The 25,264-nt window shown below is 61.6% G+C and carries 25 protein-coding genes; 13 read left to right on the plus strand and 12 right to left on the minus strand.

Annotated features, from left to right (window positions below; all coding sequences use genetic code 11):
* Window positions 1-41 precede the first annotated feature (41 nt).
* On the plus strand, window positions 42-635 hold the full coding sequence (locus tag HX899_RS08050; protein WP_181292155.1) for a DJ-1/PfpI family protein: 594 nt from the start codon (window positions 42-44) through the stop codon (window positions 633-635).
* Window positions 636-709: 74 nt separating this feature from the next.
* On the opposite strand, the gene HX899_RS08055 is transcribed toward HX899_RS08050, so the two are convergent.
* From HX899_RS08055 to HX899_RS08070, 4 genes are read right to left on the minus strand one after another with little or no spacing between them, the layout of a single operon-like run.
* Window positions 710-1,900, minus strand: a complete 1,191-nt coding sequence (locus HX899_RS08055; RefSeq protein WP_181292157.1) for a Xaa-Pro peptidase family protein — start codon at window positions 1,898-1,900, stop codon at window positions 710-712.
* Between the two features lie 32 nt (window positions 1,901-1,932).
* Window positions 1,933-2,346, minus strand: a complete 414-nt coding sequence (locus tag HX899_RS08060; RefSeq protein ID WP_181292159.1) for a cupin domain-containing protein — start codon at window positions 2,344-2,346, stop codon at window positions 1,933-1,935.
* Between the two features lie 24 nt (window positions 2,347-2,370).
* Complete coding sequence (locus tag HX899_RS08065) at window positions 2,371-3,213, minus strand: phosphoenolpyruvate hydrolase family protein (protein WP_181292161.1); 843 nt, start codon at window positions 3,211-3,213, stop codon at window positions 2,371-2,373.
* An 11-nt stretch (window positions 3,214-3,224) separates the two neighbouring features.
* The gene (locus HX899_RS08070) at window positions 3,225-4,421 is read right to left on the minus strand and encodes a Tm-1-like ATP-binding domain-containing protein (protein ID WP_181292163.1); all 1,197 of its coding nucleotides are present in this window, start codon (window positions 4,419-4,421) and stop codon (window positions 3,225-3,227) included.
* Between the two features lie 99 nt (window positions 4,422-4,520).
* On the opposite strand from HX899_RS08070, the gene HX899_RS08075 reads away from it, so the two are divergent.
* From HX899_RS08075 to HX899_RS08105, 7 genes are all read left to right on the plus strand, one after another.
* Window positions 4,521-5,159, plus strand: a complete 639-nt coding sequence (locus HX899_RS08075; protein ID WP_180196613.1) for a TetR/AcrR family transcriptional regulator — start codon at window positions 4,521-4,523, stop codon at window positions 5,157-5,159.
* A 369-nt stretch (window positions 5,160-5,528) separates the two neighbouring features.
* On the plus strand, window positions 5,529-6,839 hold the full coding sequence (locus HX899_RS08080; RefSeq protein ID WP_181292169.1) for an ABC transporter substrate-binding protein: 1,311 nt from the start codon (window positions 5,529-5,531) through the stop codon (window positions 6,837-6,839).
* A gap of 155 nt (window positions 6,840-6,994) precedes the next feature.
* The gene (locus HX899_RS08085; protein ID WP_003562956.1) at window positions 6,995-7,900 is read left to right on the plus strand and encodes a carbohydrate ABC transporter permease; all 906 of its coding nucleotides are present in this window, start codon (window positions 6,995-6,997) and stop codon (window positions 7,898-7,900) included.
* A gap of 1 nt (window position 7,901) precedes the next feature.
* Window positions 7,902-8,861, plus strand: a complete 960-nt coding sequence (locus HX899_RS08090) for a carbohydrate ABC transporter permease (protein WP_138332488.1) — start codon at window positions 7,902-7,904, stop codon at window positions 8,859-8,861.
* Complete coding sequence (locus HX899_RS08095; RefSeq protein ID WP_138388663.1) at window positions 8,858-9,061, plus strand: hypothetical protein; 204 nt, start codon at window positions 8,858-8,860, stop codon at window positions 9,059-9,061. Before HX899_RS08090 ends, HX899_RS08095 begins: the two co-directional genes overlap by 4 nt.
* A complete protein-coding gene (locus tag HX899_RS08100; protein ID WP_181292171.1) occupies window positions 9,058-10,167 on the plus strand; it encodes an ABC transporter ATP-binding protein in 1,110 nt (369 codons plus the stop codon). Before HX899_RS08095 ends, HX899_RS08100 begins: the two co-directional genes overlap by 4 nt.
* On the plus strand, window positions 10,167-11,243 hold the full coding sequence (locus tag HX899_RS08105) for an ABC transporter ATP-binding protein (RefSeq protein WP_138332482.1): 1,077 nt from the start codon (window positions 10,167-10,169) through the stop codon (window positions 11,241-11,243). Before HX899_RS08100 ends, HX899_RS08105 begins: the two co-directional genes overlap by 1 nt.
* A 79-nt stretch (window positions 11,244-11,322) precedes the next feature.
* Here HX899_RS08105 and HX899_RS08110 read toward each other — a convergent pair whose 3' ends face one another.
* From HX899_RS08110 to HX899_RS08125, 4 genes are read right to left on the minus strand one after another with little or no spacing between them, the layout of a single operon-like run.
* Window positions 11,323-12,297: an NAD(P)-dependent oxidoreductase gene (locus HX899_RS08110; protein WP_138388661.1), complete on the minus strand. Its 975-nt coding sequence runs from the start codon at window positions 12,295-12,297 to the stop codon at window positions 11,323-11,325.
* A gap of 21 nt (window positions 12,298-12,318) precedes the next feature.
* The gene (locus tag HX899_RS08115) at window positions 12,319-13,011 is read right to left on the minus strand and encodes a FadR/GntR family transcriptional regulator (protein WP_138388660.1); all 693 of its coding nucleotides are present in this window, start codon (window positions 13,009-13,011) and stop codon (window positions 12,319-12,321) included.
* A gap of 2 nt (window positions 13,012-13,013) precedes the next feature.
* The gene (locus HX899_RS08120; protein ID WP_181292173.1) at window positions 13,014-14,183 is read right to left on the minus strand and encodes a mandelate racemase/muconate lactonizing enzyme family protein; all 1,170 of its coding nucleotides are present in this window, start codon (window positions 14,181-14,183) and stop codon (window positions 13,014-13,016) included.
* A 58-nt stretch (window positions 14,184-14,241) separates the two neighbouring features.
* Entirely contained in the window at window positions 14,242-15,129 is an 888-nt protein-coding gene (locus tag HX899_RS08125) for a sugar phosphate isomerase/epimerase (RefSeq protein WP_181292175.1), read from the minus strand.
* 345 nt (window positions 15,130-15,474) lie between these two features.
* Between HX899_RS08125 and HX899_RS08130 the strand changes: the two genes are divergently transcribed.
* The gene (locus HX899_RS08130; RefSeq protein ID WP_181292177.1) at window positions 15,475-16,326 is read left to right on the plus strand and encodes a sugar phosphate isomerase/epimerase; all 852 of its coding nucleotides are present in this window, start codon (window positions 15,475-15,477) and stop codon (window positions 16,324-16,326) included.
* A gap of 232 nt (window positions 16,327-16,558) precedes the next feature.
* Here HX899_RS08130 and putA read toward each other — a convergent pair whose 3' ends face one another.
* Together putA and HX899_RS08140 are read right to left on the minus strand one after the other, a co-directional pair.
* On the minus strand, window positions 16,559-20,266 hold the full coding sequence (gene putA, locus HX899_RS08135; RefSeq protein ID WP_181292179.1) for a trifunctional transcriptional regulator/proline dehydrogenase/L-glutamate gamma-semialdehyde dehydrogenase: 3,708 nt from the start codon (window positions 20,264-20,266) through the stop codon (window positions 16,559-16,561).
* Between the two features lie 27 nt (window positions 20,267-20,293).
* Complete coding sequence (locus tag HX899_RS08140) at window positions 20,294-20,500, minus strand: hypothetical protein (RefSeq protein ID WP_131712861.1); 207 nt, start codon at window positions 20,498-20,500, stop codon at window positions 20,294-20,296.
* 150 nt (window positions 20,501-20,650) lie between these two features.
* On the opposite strand from HX899_RS08140, the gene HX899_RS08145 reads away from it, so the two are divergent.
* On the plus strand, window positions 20,651-21,145 hold the full coding sequence (locus tag HX899_RS08145; RefSeq protein ID WP_181292181.1) for an Lrp/AsnC family transcriptional regulator: 495 nt from the start codon (window positions 20,651-20,653) through the stop codon (window positions 21,143-21,145).
* A 109-nt stretch (window positions 21,146-21,254) separates the two neighbouring features.
* Here the strand turns inward: HX899_RS08145 and HX899_RS08150 are convergent, their stop codons facing one another.
* Window positions 21,255-21,635 carry a helix-turn-helix domain-containing protein gene (locus HX899_RS08150; RefSeq protein ID WP_181292183.1) on the minus strand — a complete coding sequence of 127 codons (381 nt, stop codon included), beginning with the start codon at window positions 21,633-21,635 and terminating at the stop codon, window positions 21,255-21,257.
* Window positions 21,636-21,792: 157 nt separating this feature from the next.
* Between HX899_RS08150 and HX899_RS08155 the strand changes: the two genes are divergently transcribed.
* Both HX899_RS08155 and HX899_RS08160 read left to right on the plus strand, forming a co-directional pair.
* Window positions 21,793-22,185 carry a DoxX family protein gene (locus tag HX899_RS08155; protein ID WP_105008942.1) on the plus strand — a complete coding sequence of 131 codons (393 nt, stop codon included), beginning with the start codon at window positions 21,793-21,795 and terminating at the stop codon, window positions 22,183-22,185.
* 40 nt (window positions 22,186-22,225) lie between these two features.
* Complete coding sequence (locus HX899_RS08160) at window positions 22,226-22,972, plus strand: SDR family NAD(P)-dependent oxidoreductase (RefSeq protein ID WP_171600562.1); 747 nt, start codon at window positions 22,226-22,228, stop codon at window positions 22,970-22,972.
* Window positions 22,973-23,063: 91 nt separating this feature from the next.
* Here HX899_RS08160 and HX899_RS08165 read toward each other — a convergent pair whose 3' ends face one another.
* On the minus strand, window positions 23,064-23,960 hold the full coding sequence (locus HX899_RS08165; protein ID WP_181292185.1) for a LysR family transcriptional regulator: 897 nt from the start codon (window positions 23,958-23,960) through the stop codon (window positions 23,064-23,066).
* Between the two features lie 94 nt (window positions 23,961-24,054).
* Between HX899_RS08165 and HX899_RS08170 the strand changes: the two genes are divergently transcribed.
* On the plus strand, window positions 24,055-25,242 hold the full coding sequence (locus HX899_RS08170; protein ID WP_181292187.1) for an MFS transporter: 1,188 nt from the start codon (window positions 24,055-24,057) through the stop codon (window positions 25,240-25,242).
* Window positions 25,243-25,264 lie beyond the last annotated feature (22 nt).

Consider the following 25,264-nt stretch of genomic DNA (forward strand, 5'->3'; position numbering starts at 1 on the left):
CACGATCGTGCCTGCCCGATCTGACAAGAGGAGGAGAACCCATGCCAGGCAAGAAAATCCTGATGCTCACCGGCGATTTCACCGAGGAGTACGAAATCTTCGTCTATCAGCAGGCGATGGAGGCGGTCGGCCACACGGTGCACGTCGTGTGCCCGGACAAGAAGGCCGGCGATATCCTCAGGACGTCGCTGCACGATTTCGAGGGAGACCAGACCTACACCGAAAAACTCGGGCACAACGTCACCATCAACAAGACATTTTCCGAGGCCGAGAACCAGCTCGACCAGTATCATGCCGTCTACTGCGCCGGCGGGCGCGGACCGGAATATATCCGCACCGACAAGCGGGTGCAGGCAATGGTGCGTCATTTCCACGACGAGAAGAAGCCGATCTTCACCATCTGCCACGGGGTCCAGATCCTGATCGCGGTCGACGGTGTCGTTCGCGGCAAGAAGGTGGGTGCACTTGGGGCCTGCGAACCCGAAGTCACCCTGGCGGGCGGAACCTATATCGACCTCTCGCCAACCGAAGCCTATGTCGATGGCACCATGGTTTCGGCCAAGGGCTGGACGGCGCTCGCCGCCTTTATCCGCGAATGCCTGAAGGTGCTGGGAACGGAGATCCACCACAGCTGAGACGACGATACCAAGTAACGAAAAAGGCCCGGCAGCTGACATCTGCCGGGCCTTCTTTGCGGTTGGGCCTACAATCACGCTCCGCCGCGGTTCCAGCCGCGGCCACGGTCGCCGAACATTTCATAGCCGCCATCGGTGATGGCAAGCGTATCCTCCAGCTTGATGAATCCGCACTTTGGGTGAAGCATCGTCGTCTCGACCGAGATCACGCTCCCGGCTTCCAGCGGCTTGTCGGCATCGATGCCATCATAGGTGACGGGGTGGTTCGTCATGAGGAACGGTGCTTCGTGGGCGATGAGGCCCATGCCATGGCAGAAAAAGTCGGTGAAGGCCGCCGACGGCGAGGCCTTGAGCTCGGCCTCCGCTGCCACGATCATCTCACTGCCCGCAGCCCCTGCCCTGACCTTGGCGAAGGCCGCTTGCTGGATGCATTCGACTTCGGCCAGAAGGTCCTCCAGCTCCGTATCCGGCTCGCCGAGCACAGCCATGCGGCAGAGGTCGCCGATATATCCGTGATAGTTGCCGCCGGAATCGATCGACAGGATCTCGCCCTCGACCCAGGCCTGCGGCGAGCCCGCGCGGTTATGGCTGGAACCGAGCGTCAGCAGGCAATATTCGAAGTGCAGGCCGCGGTTCGTTTCCTCCCGGCGCAGCTGCTCGATGATCTCCATCTTCGTCGAGCCGGCGCGGGCCGCCGCAATCGTCGCCAGCATGGAGTCGGTAATCAGTTCGGAGGCGCGTCTTAGCCTTGCCAGTTCATCCGGCGTCTTGACCGCCCTTAGCCGCTCCAACACATGCGTGGCATCGACAAATCGAGCGCCATCCAGCCGAGAGGCAAGGAGGTCGCGGGCGTCGGATGGCAGAAAGGCTGGCTCGATGCCGATGCGCCCACCGCTCTTGCCGATTTTCTTCAGGTGTTCGACGGCGAGCCCGGCGGCATCCTGCGTGCCCCAGGTCGCCGTATGCACGGCGGGCGTCCAGAATGGGTTGTTCTGGTGCTCTGCGCCCTCCATGCGGTTACCTACATAGGCGGAGTGATCAGGCGCGCCTTTCTCATAAATCACCATCGGCAGGTACCGGCTATGCCCGATCGCATCCATGGCCGCGAAGAAGATGAACTTGTAGCCGCCCATGAGATATTGCGTGTTGTGTTTGGAGGTGGCGACGACGACGTCGATACCGGCTTCCTCCATGAGACGGTCGAGCTTGGCCGTATCGAACGGCGTCACGGCGGCCTGCCTCGTTTGCCCTGCATTGTCGTTCATTGTCTTTCCTCCCAGAAAATGGATGCGCCACTTCAGAAGCCCGGCGGCAGCAGGCGGAAGTCCGGCAAATCGCGAAGCGCAAGCTCCGGCCCCGCCGGTGAGTAGACCACAAAGAGGAGCATCGGTCCGCCGCCAGTGTTCTTCGTCGAATGGAAGCGACTTTCGGGAACATAGATCGTGCAGCCGCTGGCGACCTTCCGCGTGATCGGAGTACCCGTCTCGTCCTCGACCATCTGCTCGCCCTCGCCGGAAATCACAAAAATGATTTCCTCCGCGCCAGGATGATTGTGGCGGGAATGGCCCTCGCCGCTTGGCAGTTCGACGACACCGCCCGAAAAGCGGCTGGCGCCGTTGACCTCGGGCGCCACAGTCAGCGACAGCTTGCCCCAGTCGAAGCCGAAGGCGCTCACATCCTCAGGATAGATGAAGTACTTGTCCTTTACCATGAAACGGCCTCCTCATGCCCTTCCTCAGACGACCGCGCCGATGGCGAGCGCCTTGAAATCTTCCGTCTGCTTGCGGATCGCCGCCTCTGCCGGCAGGCGCTCCATCGAGCTTGCGCCATAAAAGCCGTGGCAGCCAGGGCAACGCTCGAGGACGTAGCGCGCATCCTCCGGCATGGAGATCGGGCCGCCGTGGCAGAGCACGATGACGTCGTCGCGCACGGAACGCGCTGCCTTGGCGATCGCGGTGATCTCATCGATGCAGTCATCGAGCGACTTGCCGGATGTGGCGCCGATCGTGCCGCCGGTCGTCACGCCCATATGCGCCACGACGATGTCGGCGCCGGCGGCCGTCATGGCGATCGCCTCGCTCTCGTTGAAAACATAGGGCGTCGTCAGCAGGTCGAGCCCGTGGGCGGTGGCGATCATCTCGACCTCCAGATTATAGCTCATGCCTGTCTCCTCGAAACTCTGCCGCATCCGGCCATCGAAGAGGCCGATTGTGGGGAAGTTCTGTACGCCGGAAAAGCCCATTGCCTTGAGGTCGGCGAGGAAGCGCGGCATCAGTACGAAGGGGTCCGTGCCATTGACGCCGGCGAGTACCGGCGTCTTTTTCACGACCGGCAACACTTCAAGTGCCATGTCCTTGACGATCTCGTTGGCATTGCCATAGGCGAGCAGTCCGGCCGCCGAACCGCGCCCCGCCATGCGGTAGCGCCCGGAATTGTAGATAATGATGAGGTCGATGCCGCCTGCCTCCTCGGCCTTGGCGGAGATGCCGGTGCCGGCGCCGCCGCCGACGATCGGCACGCCGGCTGCGATCATGCCGTGAAATTTTTCGAGGATGGTGTTGCGCGGTATGACTGGCATCGATTTGTCTCTCAGGGGTTGGCGATGTCACGATAGGCCGCGACGGCGGCCTCGGCGAAGTGCGGGTCGTTGATATGGAGCGGCAGGCGAATAATACGTCGCGACGCCGTCGGCTTCACCGTCGCCTCGAGAGCGGCGAAAAGCGCGGCGTCGGCTTGCGGATCGAAGAACGGACCGCCTTCGATGTCGAGGGCCGAAACGCCCTTTTCGGGAATGAGGAAGCGTACGGGGCCGTGGCAGAGATTGAGCTTGTCGCCGATCCAGCGGCCAATCTGCGCACATTCGGCCGACGTCGTGCGCATCAAGGTGACGTTCGGGTTGTGCCGGTAAAAAAGCCGGCCGGCATAGCGCTCCGGAACGGTCTCCGGCGCCCAGAAGTTCACCATGTCGAGCGCACCAACCGAACCGACATAGGGCAAGCCTTTGCGAGCAATGGCGCCGAAACGGTCCGAAGTGGCGGGCAAGACGCCGCCGAACAGCAGGTCGCAGACCTCGGTCGTCGTGATGTCGAGCACGCCAGAGATGAGCTCGCTGTCGGCAAGCTTCTCCATCGCCCGCCCGCCCGTGCCTGTGGCGTGGAAGACCAGGCAATCACAGTCCGCTCGGAGGCGCTCGACCATGGCGGATACGGCAGGTGTGGTAACGCCGAACATGGTAAGCCCGAGGGCCGGTTTGGATGCAGTCACCTCAGCCGGGCGGTGGGCCATGGCGGTGATCGCCTGAGCGGCGTTGTGAAGGATGACGCGGCTCAGCCGGTTCAGGCCCGCCATGTCCGTGACCGAAGGCATCATCACGATGTCTGAAACATCGACAAAGGGAGCAACATCGCCGGATGCGAGCGTCGAGACCATGATCTTTGGCAGACCGAGCGGCAATTGGCGCATGCCTGCGGTAATGATCGAAGTGCCTCCGCCTCCACCGATACCGATGACGCCGGCGATGTCCTGGCGCTCCACAAGGAAGCGCGCGAAAGCAATGCCCATCGCCTCGACCGCCCTTCCGCGGTCCCCGCTGGCAAGAACGGCTCCAGCCCCGTCCGGATGGCACGCCGCCACTGCGTCGGCCTTCACATCGACGGCGGTCGCAGACTCGCCTATGCCGACGTCAACGCGGACAACACCGCCGCCCGCCGCTTCGATGCAAGCGGCAAGATACGCAAGCTCCTCGCCCTTCGTGTCGGCCGTGCCGACCACGTAGATCTGCTTCATTTCCCCTCCGCGACCGGGTGGATTTCCTCCCGGCATATCTCACGTTGGGACAAAGCGACGGGCCCTTGCAAATTTGTGAGACGTGCGTATCATAAAGACATGGATGTCTCACGTCAACAGAACGAAACAGCCAGGACCGAGCGAGGCCCGCGTGCCCGAACGCGAAAACTGATGCTCGAAACGGCAACGCGGATCATGCAGTCCGGTATCACGCCGTCGGTAAGTGAAGTCGCCGAGGCTGCCGAAGTCTCGCGCGCGACGGCCTACCGTTACTTTCCGAGCCAGGCCGCGCTCGTGCATGCCGTGGTGGATGAGGCTCTGGGGCCGATCCTCGGCTGGTCGTCGGACAGTCCGGATGCGCGCACCCGCGTTGCCGACCTCTTGGCGACCGCAATGCCGCGCATCGACGAGTTCGAGGCCACCTTCAAGGCGGCGCTGAAACTTTCACTGGACCAGTGGGCGCAGCGTCAGGCGGGCACGCTCGGCAACGAGCCGCTGTTCAAGCGCGGCCACCGGGTCGACCTGCTGAAGAGCGTGACGGCCCCGCTGCAGGGCACCGTGCCGCCCGAGTCCCGGGAACGCCTTGCGCAGGCGCTTTCGCTTGTCTTCGGCGTCGAGGTGCTGATCGTATTGAAGGATATCTGGGGCCTGACCTCGGAAAGCGCGCAGTCTGTTGCCGAGTGGGCGGCCAAGGCGCTTGTTGATACCGCGTTACGGCAGGCGGAGAGCGAGTCATGACGTGGCGCGCCCAGACTTGGCACACCAACTGGTTAGACCAGTGCCAGTAATATATTCTTGTATTGTGGTCTGGATTGCCGATGATGAATGTGAGACGAACCGACAAAAGGGCATCGACAGGCCTGCAAATGCGGGGGAAAGACGTCGAAAGACTGAAGACGAGCCTTTGACGAAAGCTCTCCGAGGTTGCGCTTGACGATAATGGCATTTGGTAATACCAGATCAAGGTAACGACATTCAGGCTTGAGATCTGAAACGAGCTAGGGGTCGAGGAGGACCCCCAGCACGAACACCACCCAGGGGGATCGGGAAGCCGGATCGGGAGGCCCGCGATGAAGCGGGAAGCGTGCATAAATGGGAGGAAACGTTATGCGCAAAACTATGACCGGTCTGTTGGCCGGTGTCGGATTGATGTGGGCCTGCGGAACGTCCGCGCAAGCCCAGGAACTGACGATCTTCTGGGCCGAGTGGGACCCGGCAAACTACCTTCAGGAACTCGCCAACGAATACGAGGCTGAAACCGGCGTCAAAGTCACGGTCGAGACCACACCATGGGCTGACTTCCAGACCAAGGCCTTCACCGAGTTCAACGCCAAGGGTTCAGCCTATGACATGGTCGTCGGCGACAGCCAGTGGATCGGGGCAGCGTCAGAAGCCGGCCATTACGTCGATCTGACCGACTTCTTCACCAAGCATAATCTGACCCAGGTGATGGCCCCGGCAACAGTGAAATACTACGCCGAATATCCGTCGAACTCGAAAAAGTACTGGTCAATTCCGGCCGAAGGCGACGCCGTCGGCTGGTCCTACCGCAAAGACTGGTTCGAAGATCCCAAGGAGATGGAGGCGTTCAAGGCCAAATACGGCTACGACCTCGCCCCGCCGAAGACATGGGCCGAGATGCGTGACATCGCCGAGTTCTTCCACCGTCCAGACCAGAAGCGATACGGAATCGCCATCTATACCGACAACTCTTATGACGGTCTCGTCATGGGTGTCGAGAACGCGATCTTCTCGTTTGGCGGCGAACTCGGCGACTACCAGAGCTACAAGGTCGACGGCATCATCAATTCCGAGAAGAACGTCAAGGCGCTCGAGCTTTATCGCGAGCTCTACGGCTTTACACCTCCGGGCTGGGCCAAGTCCTTCTTCGTCGAGAACAACCAGGCGATCACCGAGAACCTGGCGGCGATGAGCATGAACTACTTCGCCTTCTTCCCGGCCCTGGTGAACGAGGCGTCGAACCCGAACGCCAAGGTTACCGGCTTCTTTGCCAATCCGGCGGGCCCGAACGGCGAGCAATTCGCAGCGCTGGGCGGCCAAGGCATATCGGTCATCTCCTACTCAAAAAACCAGGAAGAGGCGATGAAATTCCTCGAATGGTTCATCAAGGACGAGACCCAGAAGCGCTGGGCCGAACTCGGCGGCTACACGGCAAGCGCCAAGGTGCTTGAATCGCCGGAGTTTCAGAACGCGACACCCTATAACAAGGCCTTCTACGAGACGATGTTCAAGGTGAAGGACTTCTGGGCAACGCCTGAATATGCCGAACTGCTGATCCAGATGAACCAGCGCATTTATCCCTTCGTCACCGCCGGCCAAGGCACGGCGAAGGAAGTGCTCGATTCTCTGGCAGCGGACTGGAACGCGACGTTCGCGAAATATGGACGCCACAAGTAGCAACCGCGCTCGGCGGAGGGGCTCTAGCCCCTCCCCTTTCATTCTGCATCTCCGCGCCGAAGGCGCGGCTCGAGAGGGCGCGGCGCCCGGCATCAACTTCGCGCATCGTGATGCCGTTCCGGCATCCGGCGCCGAACTCTCGGAGGAGGAGAGGATTGGCCACCGCAGTCATGACATCGCTGGACACGAAATCGCGTGCCGCATCTCGCGGCATGAGCGACATCCGGATTCGCAATCTCTTCATCATTCCGACGATCCTGTTCCTGATCGTCTTCAACATCTTTCCGCTGATTTATTCGCTCGGCTATTCCTTTACCGACTTTCGCGCCTCGTCGAACGCGCCGGCCAACTTCGTCGGCCTGCAGAACTACCGTGAGCTGCTGAACGATCCTTTCATCTGGTCGAATTTCGCCATCACCGCGAAATATGTGATCGTCTCTGTTACCGGGCAGGTGATCGTCGGCTTCGGCACCGCGATGCTGCTCAACCGCGATATCCCGCTGAAGGGTCTTCTGACGACACTGCTGCTGCTGCCGATGATGCTCTCGATGGCAGTGGTCGGCCTCTTCTGGAAGCTGCTCTACGACCCGTCCTTCGGCATCATCAACTACGCACTCGGCCTCGGCTCCTTCGAGTGGCTGTCGAATCCGGACATGGCGCTCTATGCGGTCGCAATCACGGACATCTGGATGTGGTCGCCCTTCGTGATGCTGCTGTCGCTTGCCGGCCTTTCGGCCGTGCCAAAGCATCTCTACGAGGCAGCGGCGATCGACCGGGCGGGGCCGTTCTATACCTTCTTCCGCATCACGCTGCCGCTGGTGGCGCCGATCCTCATGATCGCAATCATCTTCCGTACGATGGAAGCCTTCAAAACCTTCGACCTGGCCTACATCCTGACCAGCCAACCGACGACCGAGGTGATCTCCATCCGGCTCTACAAGATGGCCTTCCAGGAATGGCAGACGGGGCGCTCCTGCGCACTCGCCTACATCGTGCTCATCATGGTTCTCGCCATCACCAACATCTACGTCAAGTACCTCAACAAAGTGAAGGAGCGCTGAGATGGCTGCCGTCCAAACCCGCTCCGAACGCGCGCTGAACCGGGTGGCGATCGCCGCCGTACTGGTCATCACGCTGATCTTCCTGGCGCCAATCTACTGGATCACCTCGACGGCCTTCAAGCCGCGCAACCTTGCTACCACCATTCCGCCGACGGTACTTTTCGAGCCGGAACTCTCGCCCTTCGTGAAGCTCTTCACCAAGCGCTCGCAATTGCGCGGGACGCCGACTCCCGAAGAATATGCCGCCGCCCCCTGGTGGGAGCGGATGGTGTTCGACGGCGGCGAGAAGATCGTCCGCTCCGGTCGCGGCGAGGTGCAGCCATCCGGCTATCCGAACCGCTTCATGAACTCGCTGATCGTCGCCATCACGTCCACGGTGCTGGCAGTCGGCATGGGAACATTCACAGCCTACGGCTTCTCGCGCTTCAAGGTGAAGGGGGAGGCAGACCTTCTCTTCTTCATCCTGTCGACGCGCATGCTGCCGCCCGTCGTCGTCGCGATCCCGATGTTCCTCATGTACCGTGTCGTCGGCCTCAACGACACGCATTGGGGCCTCATCATCCTCTACACCGCCTTCAACCTTTCCTTCTCCGTCTGGCTGATGAAGGGCTTCATCGACGAGATCCCGAAGGAGTACGAGGAGGCCGCACTCGTCGACGGCTACACGCGGATGGAGGCCTTTTTCAAGATCGTCATCCCGGAAGCGGCGACCGGAATCGCCGCGACCGCGGTCTTCTGCTTCATCACGGCCTGGAACGAATATGCATTTGCGCTGATCATGACGAACCGGCGCGCGCAAACGGCTCCACCCTTCATTCCGAGCCAGGTCGGCTCGGGCCTGCCGGATTGGACGGTCATTGCGGCCGGCACGTTCCTGTTCCTGCTACCGGTCGCCATCTTCACCTTCCTGCTCAGGAACCATCTCCTGCGCGGCATGAGCTTCGGAGCGATCCGCAAATGACCTTCCGCGCCTTGAACCAGAGATTTCTCGAACCCGCTTCGCAGTATCTGATGATCCTCGGCATTATCGCGCTCTGCCAGCCCTGGAACCTATTTCTGCATCGCTACGGCATGACGATGACGCTCGTCGGACTGATCGCCTTCATGGTGACGACCAAAATCCCGCGGGACGCGCAACCAGACGAAGGCAGCCATTCATGACGCAGATCGAACTTCGCGGGATCCAGAAATATTTCGGTGCCGTCCAGGTCATCAAAGACCTTAATCTCGCCATCGCCGACAATGAATTCATCGTGCTGCTTGGACAATCGGGCTGCGGAAAGACGACGACATTGCGCGCCGTCGCGGGGCTCGAGACGATCGACGAAGGCGACATTCTGATCGACGGGCAGCCGGTGCAGCATATCAAGGCATCCGGCAGGGACATCGCCATGGTGTTCCAATCCTTCTCGCTCTATCCGCACATGACGGTCTACGAGAACATCGCCTTCCCGCTCCGCGCTACCCGGATGAGCCGTGCCGATGTCGATGCGTCGGTCCGCGAGATCGCCGGTGTGCTGCGCATCACCGGTCTGCTGGCCCGCAAGCCTTCGGCGCTGTCCGGCGGCGACATGCAGCGTGTCGCAATCGGCCGCGCGCTGGTGCGACGGCCAAAGGCCATGCTGATGGACGAGCCGATCGGTGCGCTCGACGCGAAGCTGCGCGAGGAGATGCGGGCGGAAATCAAGCGTTTGCATATCAAGCAGGGTTCAACCACCATCTACGTGACGCATGACCAGGTGGAGGCCATGTCGCTCGCCGACCGCATCGTCATCATGCACGAGGGCATCCTTCAGCAGATCGGCACGCCGGAAGAGGTTTACGCGCAACCCGCCAACACGTTCGTCGCCCAGTTCGTCGGAAGCCCCGTCATGAACATGGCGCCGGCGACCGTCAGCGAAACGGGCGGCCATACCAGCGTGCAGGTCGGCGACGGGACGACGGGCTTCGAGTTCCCCGCCGTACTGGCCAACCGCCTCTCTGACGCAAGGGCCGAGAACGGCAAGCTGACACTCGGGGTACGCCCTGAGGGCGTGCTCGTTTCACGGGAGGCCCGCGAGGGCTTCATGCCGGTCGAAGCGCATATCATCGAGCCTCTTGGCTCCCACGACATCGTGGACCTGAAGGTCGGTCACCAGATGATCAGGGCACGGACCAAGAGCGGTTTCGTGCCTGGTCCCGGCGAAGCCGTCTGGGCACGCATCGACCCCGCCCAGGCACATTTCTTCAACACCGCGACCGGCTCGTCGCTGGGGATCAGACTCTGATGGCGCATATCGAACTCAAGGGCATCACCAAGACCTTCGGCAGCTACACGGCGCTGAAAAACCTGAACATCGACATTGCTGACGGCGAGTTCTTCGTGCTGCTCGGGCAGACCGGCGCCGGCAAGACGACGACGCTGCGCCTAATCGCCGGTCTCGAAAAGCCGACCGCAGGCCAGATCTTCATCGACGGGCAGGACGTCGCCGACTGGGGTGCCGCCGAGCGCGACGTGGCCCTGGTGCTCCAGCAATACTCGCTTTACCCGCGCTATACGGTGCGGGAGAACCTGGAATTTCCGTTGAAATCCCGTATCCGTCGCGTTGAACCCGGGGAAATCAAGGAGCGCGTCGACCGCGTTGCGAAAACCCTGCGCATCGAGCATCTGCTCGACCGCAAGACGGACCGGCTGTCGGGAGGCGAGATGCAGCGCGTATCGATCGGCCGGGCCATCGTGCGCAAACCGCGGGTCTTCTTGATGGACGAACCGCTTTCGGCGCTCGACGCGAAGCTTCGCGAAGCACTTCGCACCGAGCTGAAAAACCTGCAGATGAACCTCGGCGCGACCTTCCTCTTCGTCACTCACGACCAGATAGAGGCCATGTCGATGGGCGACAAAATCGGCGTCCTGAACAATGGTCAACTGGTGCAGACGGGTACGCCGCAAGAGATCTACGGAAACCCGGTCAACACCTTCGTCGCGCGCGCGGTCGGTTCGCCGCCGATGAACCTGATTGCCGGCACGCTTGCCGGCGGCGAGGCAGTGGCGAGCGAGGGCTATCGGCTGCCCCTCGGCAACGGACACGGGATCGCGACAGACGGTCGTCCGCTCACCTTCGGCATCCGTCCCGAGGACATTTTTCTCGACAGCGGCGCGCCCGGCGAAGCACGGGTCCACGACGTGGAAAATCACGGTGTCGAAAAGATCGTGACGCTGCGCACCGGCGAGAAGTTCATCCACGCGACCGTGCCGACACAGACGGCGCTTCGGATCGAGGATGAGGTTCGCTTTTCGTGGAATCCGGAAAAGGTCGTGCTGTTTGATGCCGGAAGCGGTGTAAGCCTGCGGCACGCGGGCTGACCTGATCGGTCCGAAGGATGCCAGCGGTCTCGGCGGCACGGCAGGGGCAGCCAGCGTTTCGAATTGTCGCGACGAGGCGCTATGCGGGAAAGCGCCGGCGGTAGTGTTCTACCACTTCGGGATTGCGCAAATTAACGGGCAAGTCGCCCTTGATGACGCGCAGGGCTTCGCTCGCCGCGCCTGTTCCCATGCGCATCATGCTCTCTTCCGTCAGACCAGCGAGATGGGGCGTGACGATGACGTTGTCAAAGCCGAGATAGGGATGGTCGAGCGGCAGCGGCTGCGTTGCGAAGACGTCGAGCGCGGCTCCGCCGATACGACCATCGCGCAGCGCCTCGATCAACGCCGCATCATCGATCACGGGGCCGCGCGAGACGTTGACCAGAATGGCCGCGGGCTTCATGCGCCCGATGCGACCGCCATTGAGCAAGCCGGTCGTCTCCGGCGTCAGCGGGCAGCAGAGCACCACGATGTCAGCCGTCGCCACAAGCTCATCGATCGTGACGAAACGCGCGCCGTCCGGCACGCTTTCCGGCGACCGGCTCGTGGCGACCACCTCCAGTCCGAAACCGAACTTCGCGATCTTGAAGATCGCCTTGCCGACATTGCCCATTCCAACGATGCCCATGGTGCGGCCGGCGAGGTCGACGGCCGTATCCGATTGGGCGCGGCCCGCCACCCAGCCGTTCTGACGCAGGTCGCGGTCCATCAGGCGGAAGCGCCGAAGCAGGGCCAGCGTCACGAGAAAGACGTGCTCGGCGACAGTCGAGGCATTGGCGCCCGGGACGTTGGCGACAAGTACGCCGGCCCGGGTCGCCGCATCCATCGGCACCATGTCGAGCCCGGCACCATGGCGGATCGCCGCGCGAAGCGCCGGCGCATCTTCGAAGAAGGCCGGCGGGATCGGCGCGCGTATGACGACGATGCCCGCGCCGCGGCCTTCTCGCAGCAACGTTTCGGGATCGGGCGCGGAAGCGACGCGCAGATCACCCGCAGCCTCAAGCATGGTCTTGGCCGCGGGGTGCAGGGGATGTGTGGAAAAGATGAAGCTCATCGGCCCTCCCGCCGGTTGCGCCTATCCGGCTGTCGTCGCTGGACCGCCGATGAGACCCTTCCAATAGCTTTCCGCGCCTTGAAGATGCGCGCTCATCAGCGCCTGGGCCAGATTGCCGTCTCGGGCAAGCAGCGCCTCATAGATGCGGATATGTTCCTCATGCGAGCGCCGGCTGCGGGCGGCGTCGGCAAAATAGATCGGCAGGCGGTGCTCGCCCATGACGTAGTAGACGCTGCACACCCGATGGAAGACGCTGTTCTTGGTGGCTCGGACGATCTCCAAATGGAAGTCCCGATCCTCGCGCGCCAGCCCCTCGCCGGCGGCAAGCTTCGCCTCGGACGCAGCGAGGATATCGCGCAATTGCTGGTAATTCTCCTCCGTCGCCCGATCGCATGCGAGTTCCGCGGCCTTGATCTCATGGATCTTGCGAAGCTCCACGGTCTCGTAGATCAGGATAGGATCAAGCGGCACGCCGGCGCGGGCAAAAAGTGCCATTGCCTCCACGCTCGCCTCCGTGGTCGTCAGGTAGATGCCCGACTTGGCCCGGCGTTCGACGATGCGCATTGCCTCCAGAATGGCCAGTGCCTCGCGAACCTGGCCCCGGCTGACGCCGAAATGCTCCGCAAGCTCTCGCTCCGATGGCGTGCGGCCGTTGCCGCTCGAGTTCGAGAAAAGATGTGCCGCGAGATCGGAGAGGAGGGAATTTTCTTTCATCGTCACTGTCTTTGCGCGTGAGTCTCCAGGACCCGCTGATTGATCGTGAAGCCCAGGCCAGGCCTGTCCGGGATCTCTACCATACCGTCCTTCACCGACACAGTGTCCTCGACAAGATCATGGATCATCGGATTGGCGCCGAGCGAATATTCGATGACGAAGCTTGCCGGGGAAGCCGCGCACAAATGCAGGCCGGAGAAGAAGCAGGGCGCGCCGGCCCAAAGATGCGGCGCGAAACGGAGGTTGAAGGCGCTGGCGAGCGAACTGATGCGCATCGCCTCCGTAATGCCGCCGCAGAAGGCGGGATCCGGCTGGAATATGTCGGCGGCCCGAAGCATGGCAAGATCTCGGAAGGCAAAACGTGTCGCCTCGCTCTCGCCGGCAGCGATCGGCACGTTCCCAGCCGCGCGCACCTCCGCCATGCCCGGCTTGTCATCGGCTATCACCGGCTCCTCGAACCAGGCGAGGTCGCAATCGGCGACCATCTGGATGAAGCGCTTTGCCTCCGCAACAGTATACGTGCCGTGTGCATCGACCATCAGGTCGACGTCGGGGCCGATCGCCTTGCGAGCCGCCCGCACGCGCGATGCCGAGACATGCAGCGCACGATCCATCGCGCCGACGCGCATCTTGACTGACTTGAAACCGCCGGCCGCGACATAGGACCGGAGCTGTTCGCCGATCCGGTCCACGCTCTCCCAACCGCCCGAGGCATAGGCGGGCAACCTGTCCGCCTTGCGCCCACCCAGCAGCTTCCAGACAGGGACGCCGAGCGACTTGCCGAGAATGTCCCAGAGCGCTATGTCGACCGCGCTGATCGCCGCGACGGAAAGACCGCGCCGCGCGATCTCGGGCATGGCGTGACCTGAACTCGCCGCCGTCTCGTGGCGTACGCCGTTGTAGAGCATTTCCCATATGGTGGAGATGTCGGCAGGATCGCGGCCGATGAGCTTCGGCCCAATCTCGTGATTGATCATGTGTACCAGCGTGCCATAGGTGCCCGAACTGCCCGCGGCATTCTTGCCCTCTCCCCAGCCGACGATGCCGTCGTCCGTTTCGATCCGTAGGATCGCACTATCGAAGGTCGTCAGTCGGCCGAAGTCGCTGCGGTGCTGACGGCTCGCCTCGATGGGAATTTTGATCCACCAGGCCTCTACGGTCTTAATGCGCATGTCTCGGATCCCCTGCCCCTCACGGCCCGCGAGCCACAGGGCATATGTCTTCCGTTCGTTACCTGATCAGCGGCAGGATCGTCTCGGCAGTGATCCGCATCTGATCGTCGTAGAACTTCTCAGTGAGAACGCTCGAGCCGTGGTCCTGGATAAATTTCAGTTGCTCCGGGGGAATATCGACGGGGTTACGCTCGACCATGTCCGGATATTTTGAGGCCGGCGTGCGGTCGACCGGAGCGACGAATTCGTTGGTGACGGCGCCGTCGTACCCGATCTCCTTCAGCGTGCCGATGATCTTCGGCCAGTCGAGCTGGCCGAGGCCGGCGGCAAAACGATTGTTATCGGCGACGTGGAAATCGAACAGGCGCTTTCCAGCGAGCCGGATCGCTTCATACATGTCTTCCTCCTCGATGTTCAGGTGGAAGGCATCAAGGCAAACCCCGCATTCGGGGCTGACGGCATCGGCGAGCGCCAGCGCTTGGGCGGCACGGTTGAAGAAATAGGTCTCGAAACGGTTGAGCGGCTCGACGGCAATGCGCACGCCCCTCTTCTGGGCATGGGCAAAACACTCCTTGGTAGCGTCCACCACCCATGTCCACTCTTCCTCCTCGGTGCCATCCGGCACCACCTTGCCGACGGTGGCCGGCACGAGGGTGACGATCTCGCCATCGAGTTCGCTGACCATGGTGATGACGCTCTTGACATAGTCCACTGACCTGGCGCGCTGGCCTTCATCCTTGGCGGCAAGATTGCGTTCGCCGAGCGTCAGCGTAACGGCGCCCCAGCAGCGGATGCCATGCTCTTTCAGCAGCGCGCGCGTCTCCTTGATGTCGTACTGCGCCGGCTCCCCAGATATCTCGATGCTTTCGTAGCCATATTTCCTGATGCGCTTCAGCGTAACGGCGAGCGGTTCGGCCCGCATCCAGTTATGTGTCGAAAGATGCATGAGGTCCTCCCAGACAGTTGCAGCACGGTCCACCGCCAATCGGGCGGCAAAAGGTCATGTTATGGTTGGCCACTCTCGCCACCTTCGGCAATCTGGTTTGGCCAATTCTCGTTATTTGAAAGCTCTAGCTCAATTCTTAACCCTCTGCAAGACGGGGCCAAAAGGTCGATATTTCTTTAGGCGGTCGATATTTAATACTGATTTTCTCGCTTAGGCGCGAATCCGGCACCCCAAGCTTGTAATAAACTGGCTTGACCAGATTCCAAGATTTGGTATGACCAGATCTGGAAAAATGATAGGACGTTGAAACCATCTCGGAGTGGCCGCAGGCCAAGTGGAGGGGAGATGAAGATCGGCATGTGCATGTTTCTCTGGACGACAAGTGTCGGCCGGAAACACGAGGCACTGTTACGCGATATCAAGGACACGGGGTTTGACGGCGTCGAGATCCCGATCTTTTCGGGCACACCCGACGACTACCATCGGCTGGCAGACATGCTTGACCGGATCGGCCTGGAACGGACCGCCGTTTCCGCCATGGGCGATCCGCAGATGAACCTGATCGCCGCCGACGCCGCGACCCGCAGGCGCGGCATCGACTACGTGAAATGGGCAATCGACTGCAGCGATGCGCTGGGCGCGACGTTGCTCAGCGGCCCGCTACATTCGACGCTCGGCAAGTTCTCTGGAAGCGGGCCGAGCGCGGCGGAACTGAAGCGTTCGGTTTCCTCGCAACGGGCGATCGGCGACCATGCAGCAAAGCACGGCATCACGATCGGGCTTGAGGCGCTGAACCGCTTCGAATGCTACCTGTTCAACACGATGGACGATCTTGCGGCCCATATCGACGCGGTCGGACATCCGCATATCCGCGCCATGTACGACACGTTCCACAGCAATATCGAAGAAGCCGATCCCATCGGCGCGTTCACGCGAAACAGTGACCGCATCGTGCATGTCCACATTTCGGAGAACGACCGCGGCGTACCGGGGCGGGGCAACATTCCGTGGGCGGAGACGTTCAAGGCGCTACGCGCGAGCGGCTACGACGGGTGGCTGACAATCGAGGCCTTCGGCCGGGCGCTCAAGGAGCTCGCCGCCGCAACAAAGGTCTGGCGCGACTTCTCCGAGACACCGGAAGCAGTCTATCGCGAAGGCCACCGCCATATCCGCGATGGATGGCACGCGGCGGCATGAATACCAACAGACCTGCCTGATTTCGCCCCGGACAGGGCTGCACCGCACGGGAGACCGCGGAGGCGGCCGAGCTGCCGGGGGAATGCGGACGCTTATGCTGCTCATGAAAGACCGCGGTTTTCTCAGGCTTGGGCAAACCCATTGGATGGGCCGGCTTTCGGCCACCCTTCCCGACGATCAAGGGCGCATGCATGCCAACGAGAGCACATTTTCTGCGCCCTCGTCTTGTCACTCAGCCGATGGCCATAAGGCTTGCATTTCCGCCGGCAGCCGCGGTGTTGATCGAGGTCGACACCTCCTCCAGCAGCCAATTCAGGCAATAGGCCTCGGGATCGCTCGCCAATTCTTCGGTCGTTGCGGCCTGGACCAGCAGAAGCGGACCGGGCAGGTGAGCAATCTTCTGATTGACGGCCAGAACCCTGTTGCGATCCCCTTCGACGAGGGCACCGGAGAACGGCCCGTCCTTTTCCCAGTCCAAGGTCCAGGAAATCCGGCCGGCGACAGCCGCCGGAAGATCCGCCAGGACTGACCTCGATAACGAACCCGAGTCCACGACGATGTGATTGCCGGTCGATAGGGCTGCGGCGATCTGGCGATGAAGCCCGCCCTCCGTCTGCGGCACGACGAGAATACGACCGCGGGGATGGAGCGCGTAGAGATTAAGCTCGCCCACCGGACCGGTGAGTTCGCGTTCGAGCCCGAGCGCCGAACGGCTCGCATATCCACGCGCCGCTTCCCCCTCACCCGACAGGCCCTTCTTGTCGAGCCAGACGATGTAGTCACGAAGGGCAAGGTCCGTATGAATGGAATCCTGCTGCGGCGGCACGGGCGCACGTTGCACCAGCCGGCCGATATAGAGCGGACCGCCTGCCTTGGGGCCTGTTCCCGACAGGCCGCGGCCGCCGAAAGGCTGCACGCCGACGACGGCGCCGATGATGTTGCGGTTGACATAGAGGTTGCCGGCCTTGATGCGGCTGGTCACATGCGCGATCGTTTCATCGAGCCGGGTGTGAAGCCCGAATGTGAGGCCGTAACCCGATGCGTTGATGTCGTCGATCAGCCGGTCGAGACCGTTTCGCTTGAAGCGGATGACATGCAGGACCGGTCCGAAGACCTCCCTCGTCAGGTCCGACAGCGATTTGATCTCGATGATCGTTGGCGGAACGAAGGTCCCCGCCGCCGCACTTTCCGGCAACTGCAGCTGATCCACCTTGCGGCCTAAGCCGCGCATATGCTCGATATGCTGGTCGATCTCCGTCTTTGCGCTGTCGTTGATGACTGGGCCGACATCGATGCTCAGCCGATCGGTACGGCCGATCGTCAGCTCGCGGAGGGCGCCCTTCAGCATGTTGAGGGTCCTGTCGGCGACATCGTCCTGAAGGCAGAGAACCCTGAGTGCCGAGCAGCGCTGACCGGCGCTGTCGAAGGCAGAGGCAATGACGTCGGCCACCACCTGCTCGGCCAATGCCGAGGAGTCGACGATCATGCCGTTCTGGCCGCCGGTTTCGGCGATCAGCGGAATCGGCCTGCCGCTCGCCGACAGCCGTTCGGCCAATTGCGCCTGGATCAGGCGGGCAACTTCGGTCGACCCGGTAAACATGACGCCTGCCGTCTCTTCCGCCCCGACCATGCCGGCGCCGAGACGGCCGCTGCCGGGGACGAACTGCAAGGCACCGACAGGCACGCCCGCCTCGTGAAGGATCTTCACACTCTCCGAAGCGATAATCGGCGTGACGCCGGCGGGTTTGGCAAGCACGGGATTGCCGGCCACCAAGGCTGCGGCGACCTGTCCGGTGAAAATCGCCAGCGGGAAATTCCAGGGGCTGATGCAGACGATCGGGCCGAGGGGTGCATGCGAGGGGCCGAGGGTCTTGCGCGCCTGTTCGGCATAGTAGCGCAGGAAGTCGATCGCCTCACGCACTTCGCCGACGGCGTTGGCCGCGGATTTGCCGGCCTCGCGCATGACGATGCCCATCAGCACCTTGATGCGGGCCTGCATGATGTCGGCGGCCCGTTCCAGGCAGGCAGCACGCTCGGCCGGCGGCACGGCAGCCCATTGCGGCGCATGATCCGCAGCCATGCGAACGATGCGCGCAGCCTCCTCGACCTTCACCTCGGTTACCGTGCCGACGACATCCCGGTGATCGGCAGGATTGAGAACATCGCGCGTCACCCCCTCCGTAGAGCCGTCGGCAAGGAGGGGAAGCGCATGCCATGGGGCAGCAGCCGTGGAGATGAGCGCCTCAGCCAAATCCGAAAGTGTGGCCTCGTTCGAGAGATCGAGACCATCGGAATTGGCCCGGGCGTTACCGTAAAGAGCCTTCGGCGAGGCGATCTGCGCGTGGGGCGCGCCCATAACGGGCATGGCCGCGACGATTTCGGCGGGATCGGCGATCAGCGCCTCGACCGAGACATTCGGATCGGAGATGCGGTGCACGAAAGAGGAATTGGCGCCATTTTCCAGAAGACGCCGAACCAGATAGGCGAGCAGCGTCTCATGCGTTCCCACAGGCGCATAAATGCGGCAAGGCCGGTCGAGTTTTTCCTTCCCGACAACCTCGTCGTAGAGCGGTTCGCCCATGCCATGCAGGCATTGGAACTCGTATTTGCCGACGGTGAAATCAGGACCCGCCAGACGATAGATCGTGGCGAGCGTCTGCGCATTATGGGTGGCAAATTGCGGGAAGACCGCATCCGGAGCATCGAGCAGCTTGCGCGCGCAGGCGACGTAGGCGACATCGGTGTAGATCTTGCGGGTATAGACCGGATAGTCGTCGAGTCCATCCAACTGGGCGCGCTTGATCTCCGCATCCCAATAGGCGCCCTTGACGAGACGCACCATGACCCGGCGCTCGGAGCGGCGTGCGAGATCGATGATGTAGTCGAGGACGAAGGGGCAACGCTTGCCATAGGCCTGCACGACGAAGCCCAGCCCGTTCCATCCGGCAAGATCAGGGGCAAAGCAAAGCTCCTCGAGGAGATCGAGTGAAAGCTCCAGCCGATCGGCCTCCTCCGCGTCGATATTGAGGCCGATATCATAGGTCTTGGCGAGAACGGCCAGCGCCTTGACCTTCGGCAGCAGCTCGCTCATCACCCGGCCGGCCTGCGACCTGTTGTAGCGCGGATGCAGGGCCGAAAGCTTGATCGATATGCCCGGACCGTCATAGATGCCGCGCCCGTCCGACGCCTTGCCGATGGCGTGGATCGCCTTTTCGTAATCCCGGTAATAACGCTCGGCGTCGGCGCCCGTCGTCGCGGCCTCGCCGAGCATGTCGTAGGAATAACGGAAGCCGCGTGCTTCCAGCGGCCGGGCGCGTTTCAGCGCCTCCGCGATCGTTTCACCGGTGACGAACTGCTCGCCCATCATCCGCATCGCCATATCGACGCCGCGACGGATGACCGGCTCGCCGGCGCGCGCGATCAGCCGCGTCAGCGCTGCCGAAAGGCTCCGATCGTTGACCGTCGACGTCAGCTTGCCGGTAACGACGAGCCCCCAGGTGGCGGCGTTGACGAACATGGATTTTCCGCCGCCGATATGGGAGGTCCAGTTGCCCTCGGCAATCTTGTCGCGGATCAGCGCGTCCCGGGTTTCGGTATCCGGAATGCGCAGCAGCGCTTCGGCGAGGCACATGAGCGCCACGCCTTCCTGGCTGGAAAGCGAGTATTCCTGCACCAGCCCTTCGACACCGGTCCCCTTGTGCTTGGCGCGCAACGCCTCGATCAGGCTGCGGGCCGTGCTGCGAATGTCATAGCGTTTTGCCTCGGAGACGCGCGCTGCTGCAACGAGCGGCGGCAGGCATTCGGTTTCCGGCCGGCGATAGGCTGCCGTAATGGCCTGGCGAAGTTCGGATTGCGGTCGGATCGGTGGGGCAAAGGCCGAGAATGGCGCGCCATCGGCCGGATCATTGGAGGAGGCGGGGTCGATCGCTGCGTTCAACATGAAAGTACCTACCAATCGATGTCTGGTTTAACGGATGAACGAGATGCCGGGCTCATCGTCCCACTGTGCATCGTCCGTGCAGGCGGGGCCGGAATATTCCGTCTCTCGCAGCGGGCGCGCCTCCGGTCTGTCGCGCTTGAGGGTGAGCGCCGCGGCCACGGCCCTGATCGCCAGCGGCCGGTAGTGCGCGAGCAAATCCGGCGTCCGATCGTCATCCGCTTCTTTGTTGTGCATTTATGATCCCCGTGTTGAGCGCGGCGCCGATACCGATTTCAGCACTCTTCTGCCCGGCCTACAATCTACCACAGCCGCAAATCGCGATCTCACTTGATTTCGGCCGTTTCCAGGCTGTATGAACTTATTAATTCGCCCGCGAGAGTTCAAATGGCTACTGAAACCGACATCTTTAGTGAATTGGACCAGTTCGACAGAAAGATCCTCACCGCACTCACCGAGGACGGCAGGCTGTCGATCACCGATCTCGCCGCGCGTGTCGGATTGTCGAAGACGCCGTGCCAGATCCGCTTCAAAAGGTTGATCAGCGAAGGATATATCGAAGGCTTCAAGGCCGTCCTCAATCCGTCGAAAATGCAGCTCGACCATATTGCTTTCGTCGAGGTGAAGCTTTCCGATACCCGCGAAGACGCGCTGAAAAGCTTCAACGATGCCATCAAGAAGATCAGCGAAGTCGAAGAGTGCCATATGATCGCCGGCAGGTTCGACTATCTCTTGAAGATCCGCACGCGCGATATCGGCCGCTACCGCGGTGTCCTCGGCGAGCGCATCTCGACACTGCCCCACGTTGCCAACACATCGACGAATGTCGCGATGGAAACGGTCAAGGAAGGCTGGAACAAGTCCGGTTCGAGTTTTTCGTGAATGTGATCCTTGAGATGACGAACTGCCGGTGAGTAGCCGCCGGACGGACTGCGATATCGTCATTGCTATCGGCTATCGCGCCACTATGATCAATCGACCCACAGGCAGTTCAGCCATCTCTCGCTTTCCGACCGCGTGCGCTCGGTTTCACCGGCACACTCCTCCCGTACTCATTCCACCATGTCGTCAACGCTTCCATGGTGGGACCGAGGCCCCGCGCTTTTTGGGTGATCTCGTATTCGACGCGCGGAGGAACCTCCGCAAAGATGGTGCGGGACACGAGCCCGTCTGCTTCGAGCTCGCGGAGTTGCGCCGTCAGCATGTGTTGGGTAATGCCGGGAATAGCCTTTCTCAGTTCGCCAAACCGGTGGATCCGCTGATGGAGCAGCCACATGATTTCCAGCTTCCATTTGCCGGAGAGCAGCGCGAATGCGCGACGCATCTCCTCATGCATATTGATTTCGCCATCGGCCATGGTCTGGTTTTCCATACTAGCTGCAAGTAATTCATCCTACTTGCAAAGATAGACCTTAGACGACATTTTCCATCCGTGCATCAGGGACGCAGTAAAAGGAGCGCCCCTCACATAGAAACCGACAGACTCGACGAGAGGAATGTTGCTGCCTGGGCAGCGACAGGGATGAACTATGCTTGAATTTTACGGATACTGGATCAGCACGGCACTTCTATCCGCGCTCTATCTCGCTTCAGCCTACATGTACGCCACAAGGAAACAGTGGGTTCGTGAAGCGCTGACGGAACTCGGATACAGCGCGAACAGCCTCGTTCCGTTCATGATCATTGTTAAGGTCTTCGGCCCGATCGCAATCCTTTCGCGCGTCAGCGTGCCGCTCAGCGATCTAGCCTATGCAGGTATCTTCTTTCATCTGCTGCTGTCGGGTCTGGCGCATATCGGCGTTCGAAAACCTGTCGGCGCTCTGCCAGCGGCGATCGGCCTGGCGCTGCTGATCACCTCATTCATGACGCAGAACGACGTCCGCGACGTCCCTTCGCCTTACGTCCAGGCCGCTGCCCTCTGACACCTCGATGATTCCTAAGCCTTATCAAATGGAGATACACATGGGTCGACTCAATGGAAAAATTGCCGTTATCACTGGCGCAAGCCGCGGCATTGGCCGCGCCACCGCAAAGCTGTTTGCGGCCGAAGGCGCGAAGGTCGCAGTTCTTTCGCGGACATCCGAAGGCGTCGAACGCGTTGTCGATGATATCGTCGAAGCGGGCGGCACCGCCCTCGGCGTCGTCTGCGACGTCGCTGAAGCCATTCAAATCACGGCCGCGGTGGACAAGGTTGTCGCAACATATGGCCGCATCGACATTCTCGTGAACAATGCTTTCGATGGTTCTGCGGTCTCGTCGTCGGTCATCGACCTTTCGGTCGAGCAATTGCAACGGAACTTCGACACCGGGCCGATCGCGTATCTGCGCTTCATGCAGGCTTGTTATCCTCACCTGAGAGAAGGCGGAGACGGGCGGATCATCAATTTCGGTTCGATGGCCGGCACCGTGGGACTGGCTGGTTACGGTCCGTACAACATGGCCAAGGAGGCGGTACGTGCGCTGACTCGCACGGCGGCACGCGAATGGGGTGCCGACAAGATCACCGTAAACAACGTTCTGCCGGTCGCGGACACCTGGGGCGCCGAGAATAAGGACATCCCTCCCCCGACAAACGCGCTCGCTCGTTTCGGCTCGCCGGAAGACGACATTGCCCCGGTGGTGCTTTTCCTGGCCAGCAGGGACTCCCAATTCATTACGGGATACAGCCTTACCCCCGACGGCGGCGCAATCATCGACAGCGCCCGGTAACGGCCCTCGGCAACCTTCGATGAACAAGGGGCGCAGCGTGTTGCGCCTTGCGCCCCCTTTGTCCGGCGGAACCTCCCGACACGAGCATTGGTTACCGATGCCGGTAGCGAAAGGCTTCGACGAAGGCGGAGAAAGCAGGGGATGGATGGCGCCGGCTGGGGTAATAGAGATGATACCCTTGGAATGTTGGCGCCCAGTCGGCCAGCACTTCATTCAGTTGACCGCTGTCACAATATTGCCGGACGAGGTCTCTCGGCACATAAGACAGCCCGGCGCCGTCGAGAGCGGCATTGATCGCCGGCCCTATGTTGCTCATCACGAGCTGGCCTTCCACACGTACGCTGAACTCGCGGCCATCCTTTTCAAACTCCCAGGCATAGAGAGCGCCTGACGTCGGGAGACGCAGGTTGACGCAATTGTGGTTCGTCAAGTCATGCGGGGTCGAAGGCACAGTGCGGGCCGCAAAATATTCGGGTGATCCGACCACGGCGTAAGAGATATCGGGTCCAATGCGAACGGCCACCATGTCGCGCGCAATCGCTTCGCCGAGCCGCACGCCGGCATCGAATTGGCGCTCCACGATATTTGTGAAACCGTTGTCGACGATGAGTTCCACGGTGATATCGGGGCAATCCCGTAAAAATGCCGGCAGCCTCGAACGGAAGACCAGCTCCACCGCGTCATCGGGACATACGAGGCGGACTGTGCCCGAAGGCGTGTCGCGCAGCGCGCCGAGGGCACTGATCCCGGCAGCGATACTCTCGAAATGCGGCTGGATAGTTTCCACCAGGCGCGCACCGGCCGCTGTGGGAGCCACGTCACGCGTCGTGCGGGAGAGAAGCCGGACGCCGAGCCGTGCCTCGAGCGCGCTGATCGTATGGCTCAACGCCGAGCGCGTGACTCCCAACTTTGATGCAGCGCGCGTGAAACTCCGCTCTTGAGCCACCTCCAGAAACGCACGCATTTCCGTGAACTCGTCGCGCCGCATTGTTGAATCTCCTTCATCACGATGTTCAGATTATAACTTCTAGTCGCGCAAAACCAGTCCGGCTATCTATCTGGCAACGGACAGGAGAACGTGAATGACCGTCGAGTTGACATTGAATGAGACCTCACTGACGGACGACACGGCGACCTCATGGTCTGCTGTGACCTGCCTCTCGCTTCTCACTTTCCTTCTGGTGGGGTTGGAATTTCTCCCTGTGAGCCTTCTGACCCCGATCGCCAGGGACCTCTCTATTTCAGAGGGGCAAGCTGGATTAGCGATCACCGTGTCGGGAGTCTTTGCGGTCATCACCAGCCTTTTCGGTAATGCCTTCCTGGCGAAGATTGATCGGAAATCTATCGTCCTGCTTTATACGGCGGTTCTTGTTGCATCGAGCTTGGCGGTTACCCTCGCACCCAACTTCCTTGTCTTTCTCGTCGGGCGGTCCCTGGTCGGCGTTTCGATCGGCGGCTTCTGGTCGCTATCGACGGCTATTCTGGCACGCCTGGCTTCAGACCGTGATCTGCCCAAGGCCATTGCGCTTCTTCAAGGCGGCACCGCATTCGCCCTCGTCCTTGCCGCGCCGCTCGGCAGTTTTCTTGGCGGGTTGATGGGATGGCGCGGAACCTTCTTCATCACGGTGCCGATCGGAATAGCAGCGCTCGTCTGGCAACTGGTCGTTCTGCCGAGGATGCCGGCGACATCAACCGTGTCGGTGGCCAGAATATTCGGGCTGCTGCGCAATCGCACATTCGCGATTGGAATGGCGGCGACCGGTCTCGCCTTCATCGGCCAGAACGCCCTGTCTATCTTTCTTCGTCCGTTCCTCGAAGGCGTCACGGGACTGGAATTGAATGTTCTGTCCATGGTGCTTCTCGGCCTTGGCGTCGGTGGACTGGCCGGAACCTCCGTCATTGGCTTCGTCGCCCGGCGCCACCTCCTCTTCGTTCTCGTAGGCTTGCCGGCTGCTCTTTCGGTCCTTGCCCTGCTGCTGATCGCTCTCGGGCCGTTCGCGGCGGTTACCGCATCCCTGCTCGTCATGTGGGGATTTTTCTCGACGCCGCTTCCGGTCGCCTGGAACACATGGATGGCCGCTATCGTCCCCGGTGAGTTGGAAGCGGCAGGTGGGCTGCAAGTGGCGCTGATCCAACTTGCCATTGCAGGCGGCGCTTTCACTGGCGGCATGCTGTTCGACACCGCGGGATGGTGGAGCACCTTCCTTCTGGCCGCCTGCCTTCTTGCCGGTTCGGCTGTCCTTGCCGCGCTCGCCGGTCGCCGTTCCTGAACCTTCAGAAACCTCAAAACAG

Source organism: Rhizobium sp. WYCCWR 11146, assembly GCF_013591995.1.
GTDB classification, from domain to species: domain Bacteria; phylum Pseudomonadota; class Alphaproteobacteria; order Rhizobiales; family Rhizobiaceae; genus Rhizobium; species Rhizobium indicum.

Bases quoted from the DNA above. Each gene is read 5' to 3' on its own strand.
- HX899_RS08075 (WP_180196613.1), top strand. From the start codon at position 4,521: ATGGATGTCTCACGTCAACAGAACGAAACAGCCAGGACCGAGCGAGGC.
- HX899_RS08150 (WP_181292183.1), bottom strand. From the start codon at position 21,635: ATGGAAAACCAGACCATGGCCGATGGCGAAATCAATATGCATGAGGAG.
- HX899_RS08060 (WP_181292159.1), bottom strand. From the start codon at position 2,346: ATGGTAAAGGACAAGTACTTCATCTATCCTGAGGATGTGAGCGCCTTC.
- HX899_RS08070 (WP_181292163.1), bottom strand. From the start codon at position 4,421: ATGAAGCAGATCTACGTGGTCGGCACGGCCGACACGAAGGGCGAGGAG.
- HX899_RS08140 (WP_131712861.1), bottom strand. From the start codon at position 20,500: ATGCACAACAAAGAAGCGGATGACGATCGGACGCCGGATTTGCTCGCG.
- HX899_RS08130 (WP_181292177.1), top strand. From the start codon at position 15,475: ATGAAGATCGGCATGTGCATGTTTCTCTGGACGACAAGTGTCGGCCGG.
- HX899_RS08120 (WP_181292173.1), bottom strand. From the start codon at position 14,183: ATGCGCATTAAGACCGTAGAGGCCTGGTGGATCAAAATTCCCATCGAG.
- putA (WP_181292179.1), bottom strand. From the start codon at position 20,266: ATGTTGAACGCAGCGATCGACCCCGCCTCCTCCAATGATCCGGCCGAT.
- HX899_RS08105 (WP_138332482.1), top strand. From the start codon at position 10,167: ATGGCGCATATCGAACTCAAGGGCATCACCAAGACCTTCGGCAGCTAC.
- HX899_RS08115 (WP_138388660.1), bottom strand. From the start codon at position 13,011: ATGAAAGAAAATTCCCTCCTCTCCGATCTCGCGGCACATCTTTTCTCG.
- HX899_RS08160 (WP_171600562.1), top strand. From the start codon at position 22,226: ATGGGTCGACTCAATGGAAAAATTGCCGTTATCACTGGCGCAAGCCGC.
- HX899_RS08090 (WP_138332488.1), top strand. From the start codon at position 7,902: ATGGCTGCCGTCCAAACCCGCTCCGAACGCGCGCTGAACCGGGTGGCG.
- HX899_RS08110 (WP_138388661.1), bottom strand. From the start codon at position 12,297: ATGAGCTTCATCTTTTCCACACATCCCCTGCACCCCGCGGCCAAGACC.
- HX899_RS08145 (WP_181292181.1), top strand. From the start codon at position 20,651: ATGGCTACTGAAACCGACATCTTTAGTGAATTGGACCAGTTCGACAGA.
- HX899_RS08155 (WP_105008942.1), top strand. From the start codon at position 21,793: ATGCTTGAATTTTACGGATACTGGATCAGCACGGCACTTCTATCCGCG.
- HX899_RS08170 (WP_181292187.1), top strand. From the start codon at position 24,055: ATGACCGTCGAGTTGACATTGAATGAGACCTCACTGACGGACGACACG.
- HX899_RS08055 (WP_181292157.1), bottom strand. From the start codon at position 1,900: ATGAACGACAATGCAGGGCAAACGAGGCAGGCCGCCGTGACGCCGTTC.
- HX899_RS08165 (WP_181292185.1), bottom strand. From the start codon at position 23,960: ATGCGGCGCGACGAGTTCACGGAAATGCGTGCGTTTCTGGAGGTGGCT.
- HX899_RS08095 (WP_138388663.1), top strand. From the start codon at position 8,858: ATGACCTTCCGCGCCTTGAACCAGAGATTTCTCGAACCCGCTTCGCAG.
- HX899_RS08080 (WP_181292169.1), top strand. From the start codon at position 5,529: ATGCGCAAAACTATGACCGGTCTGTTGGCCGGTGTCGGATTGATGTGG.
- HX899_RS08125 (WP_181292175.1), bottom strand. From the start codon at position 15,129: ATGCATCTTTCGACACATAACTGGATGCGGGCCGAACCGCTCGCCGTT.
- HX899_RS08100 (WP_181292171.1), top strand. From the start codon at position 9,058: ATGACGCAGATCGAACTTCGCGGGATCCAGAAATATTTCGGTGCCGTC.
- HX899_RS08065 (WP_181292161.1), bottom strand. From the start codon at position 3,213: ATGCCAGTCATACCGCGCAACACCATCCTCGAAAAATTTCACGGCATG.
- HX899_RS08050 (WP_181292155.1), top strand. From the start codon at position 42: ATGCCAGGCAAGAAAATCCTGATGCTCACCGGCGATTTCACCGAGGAG.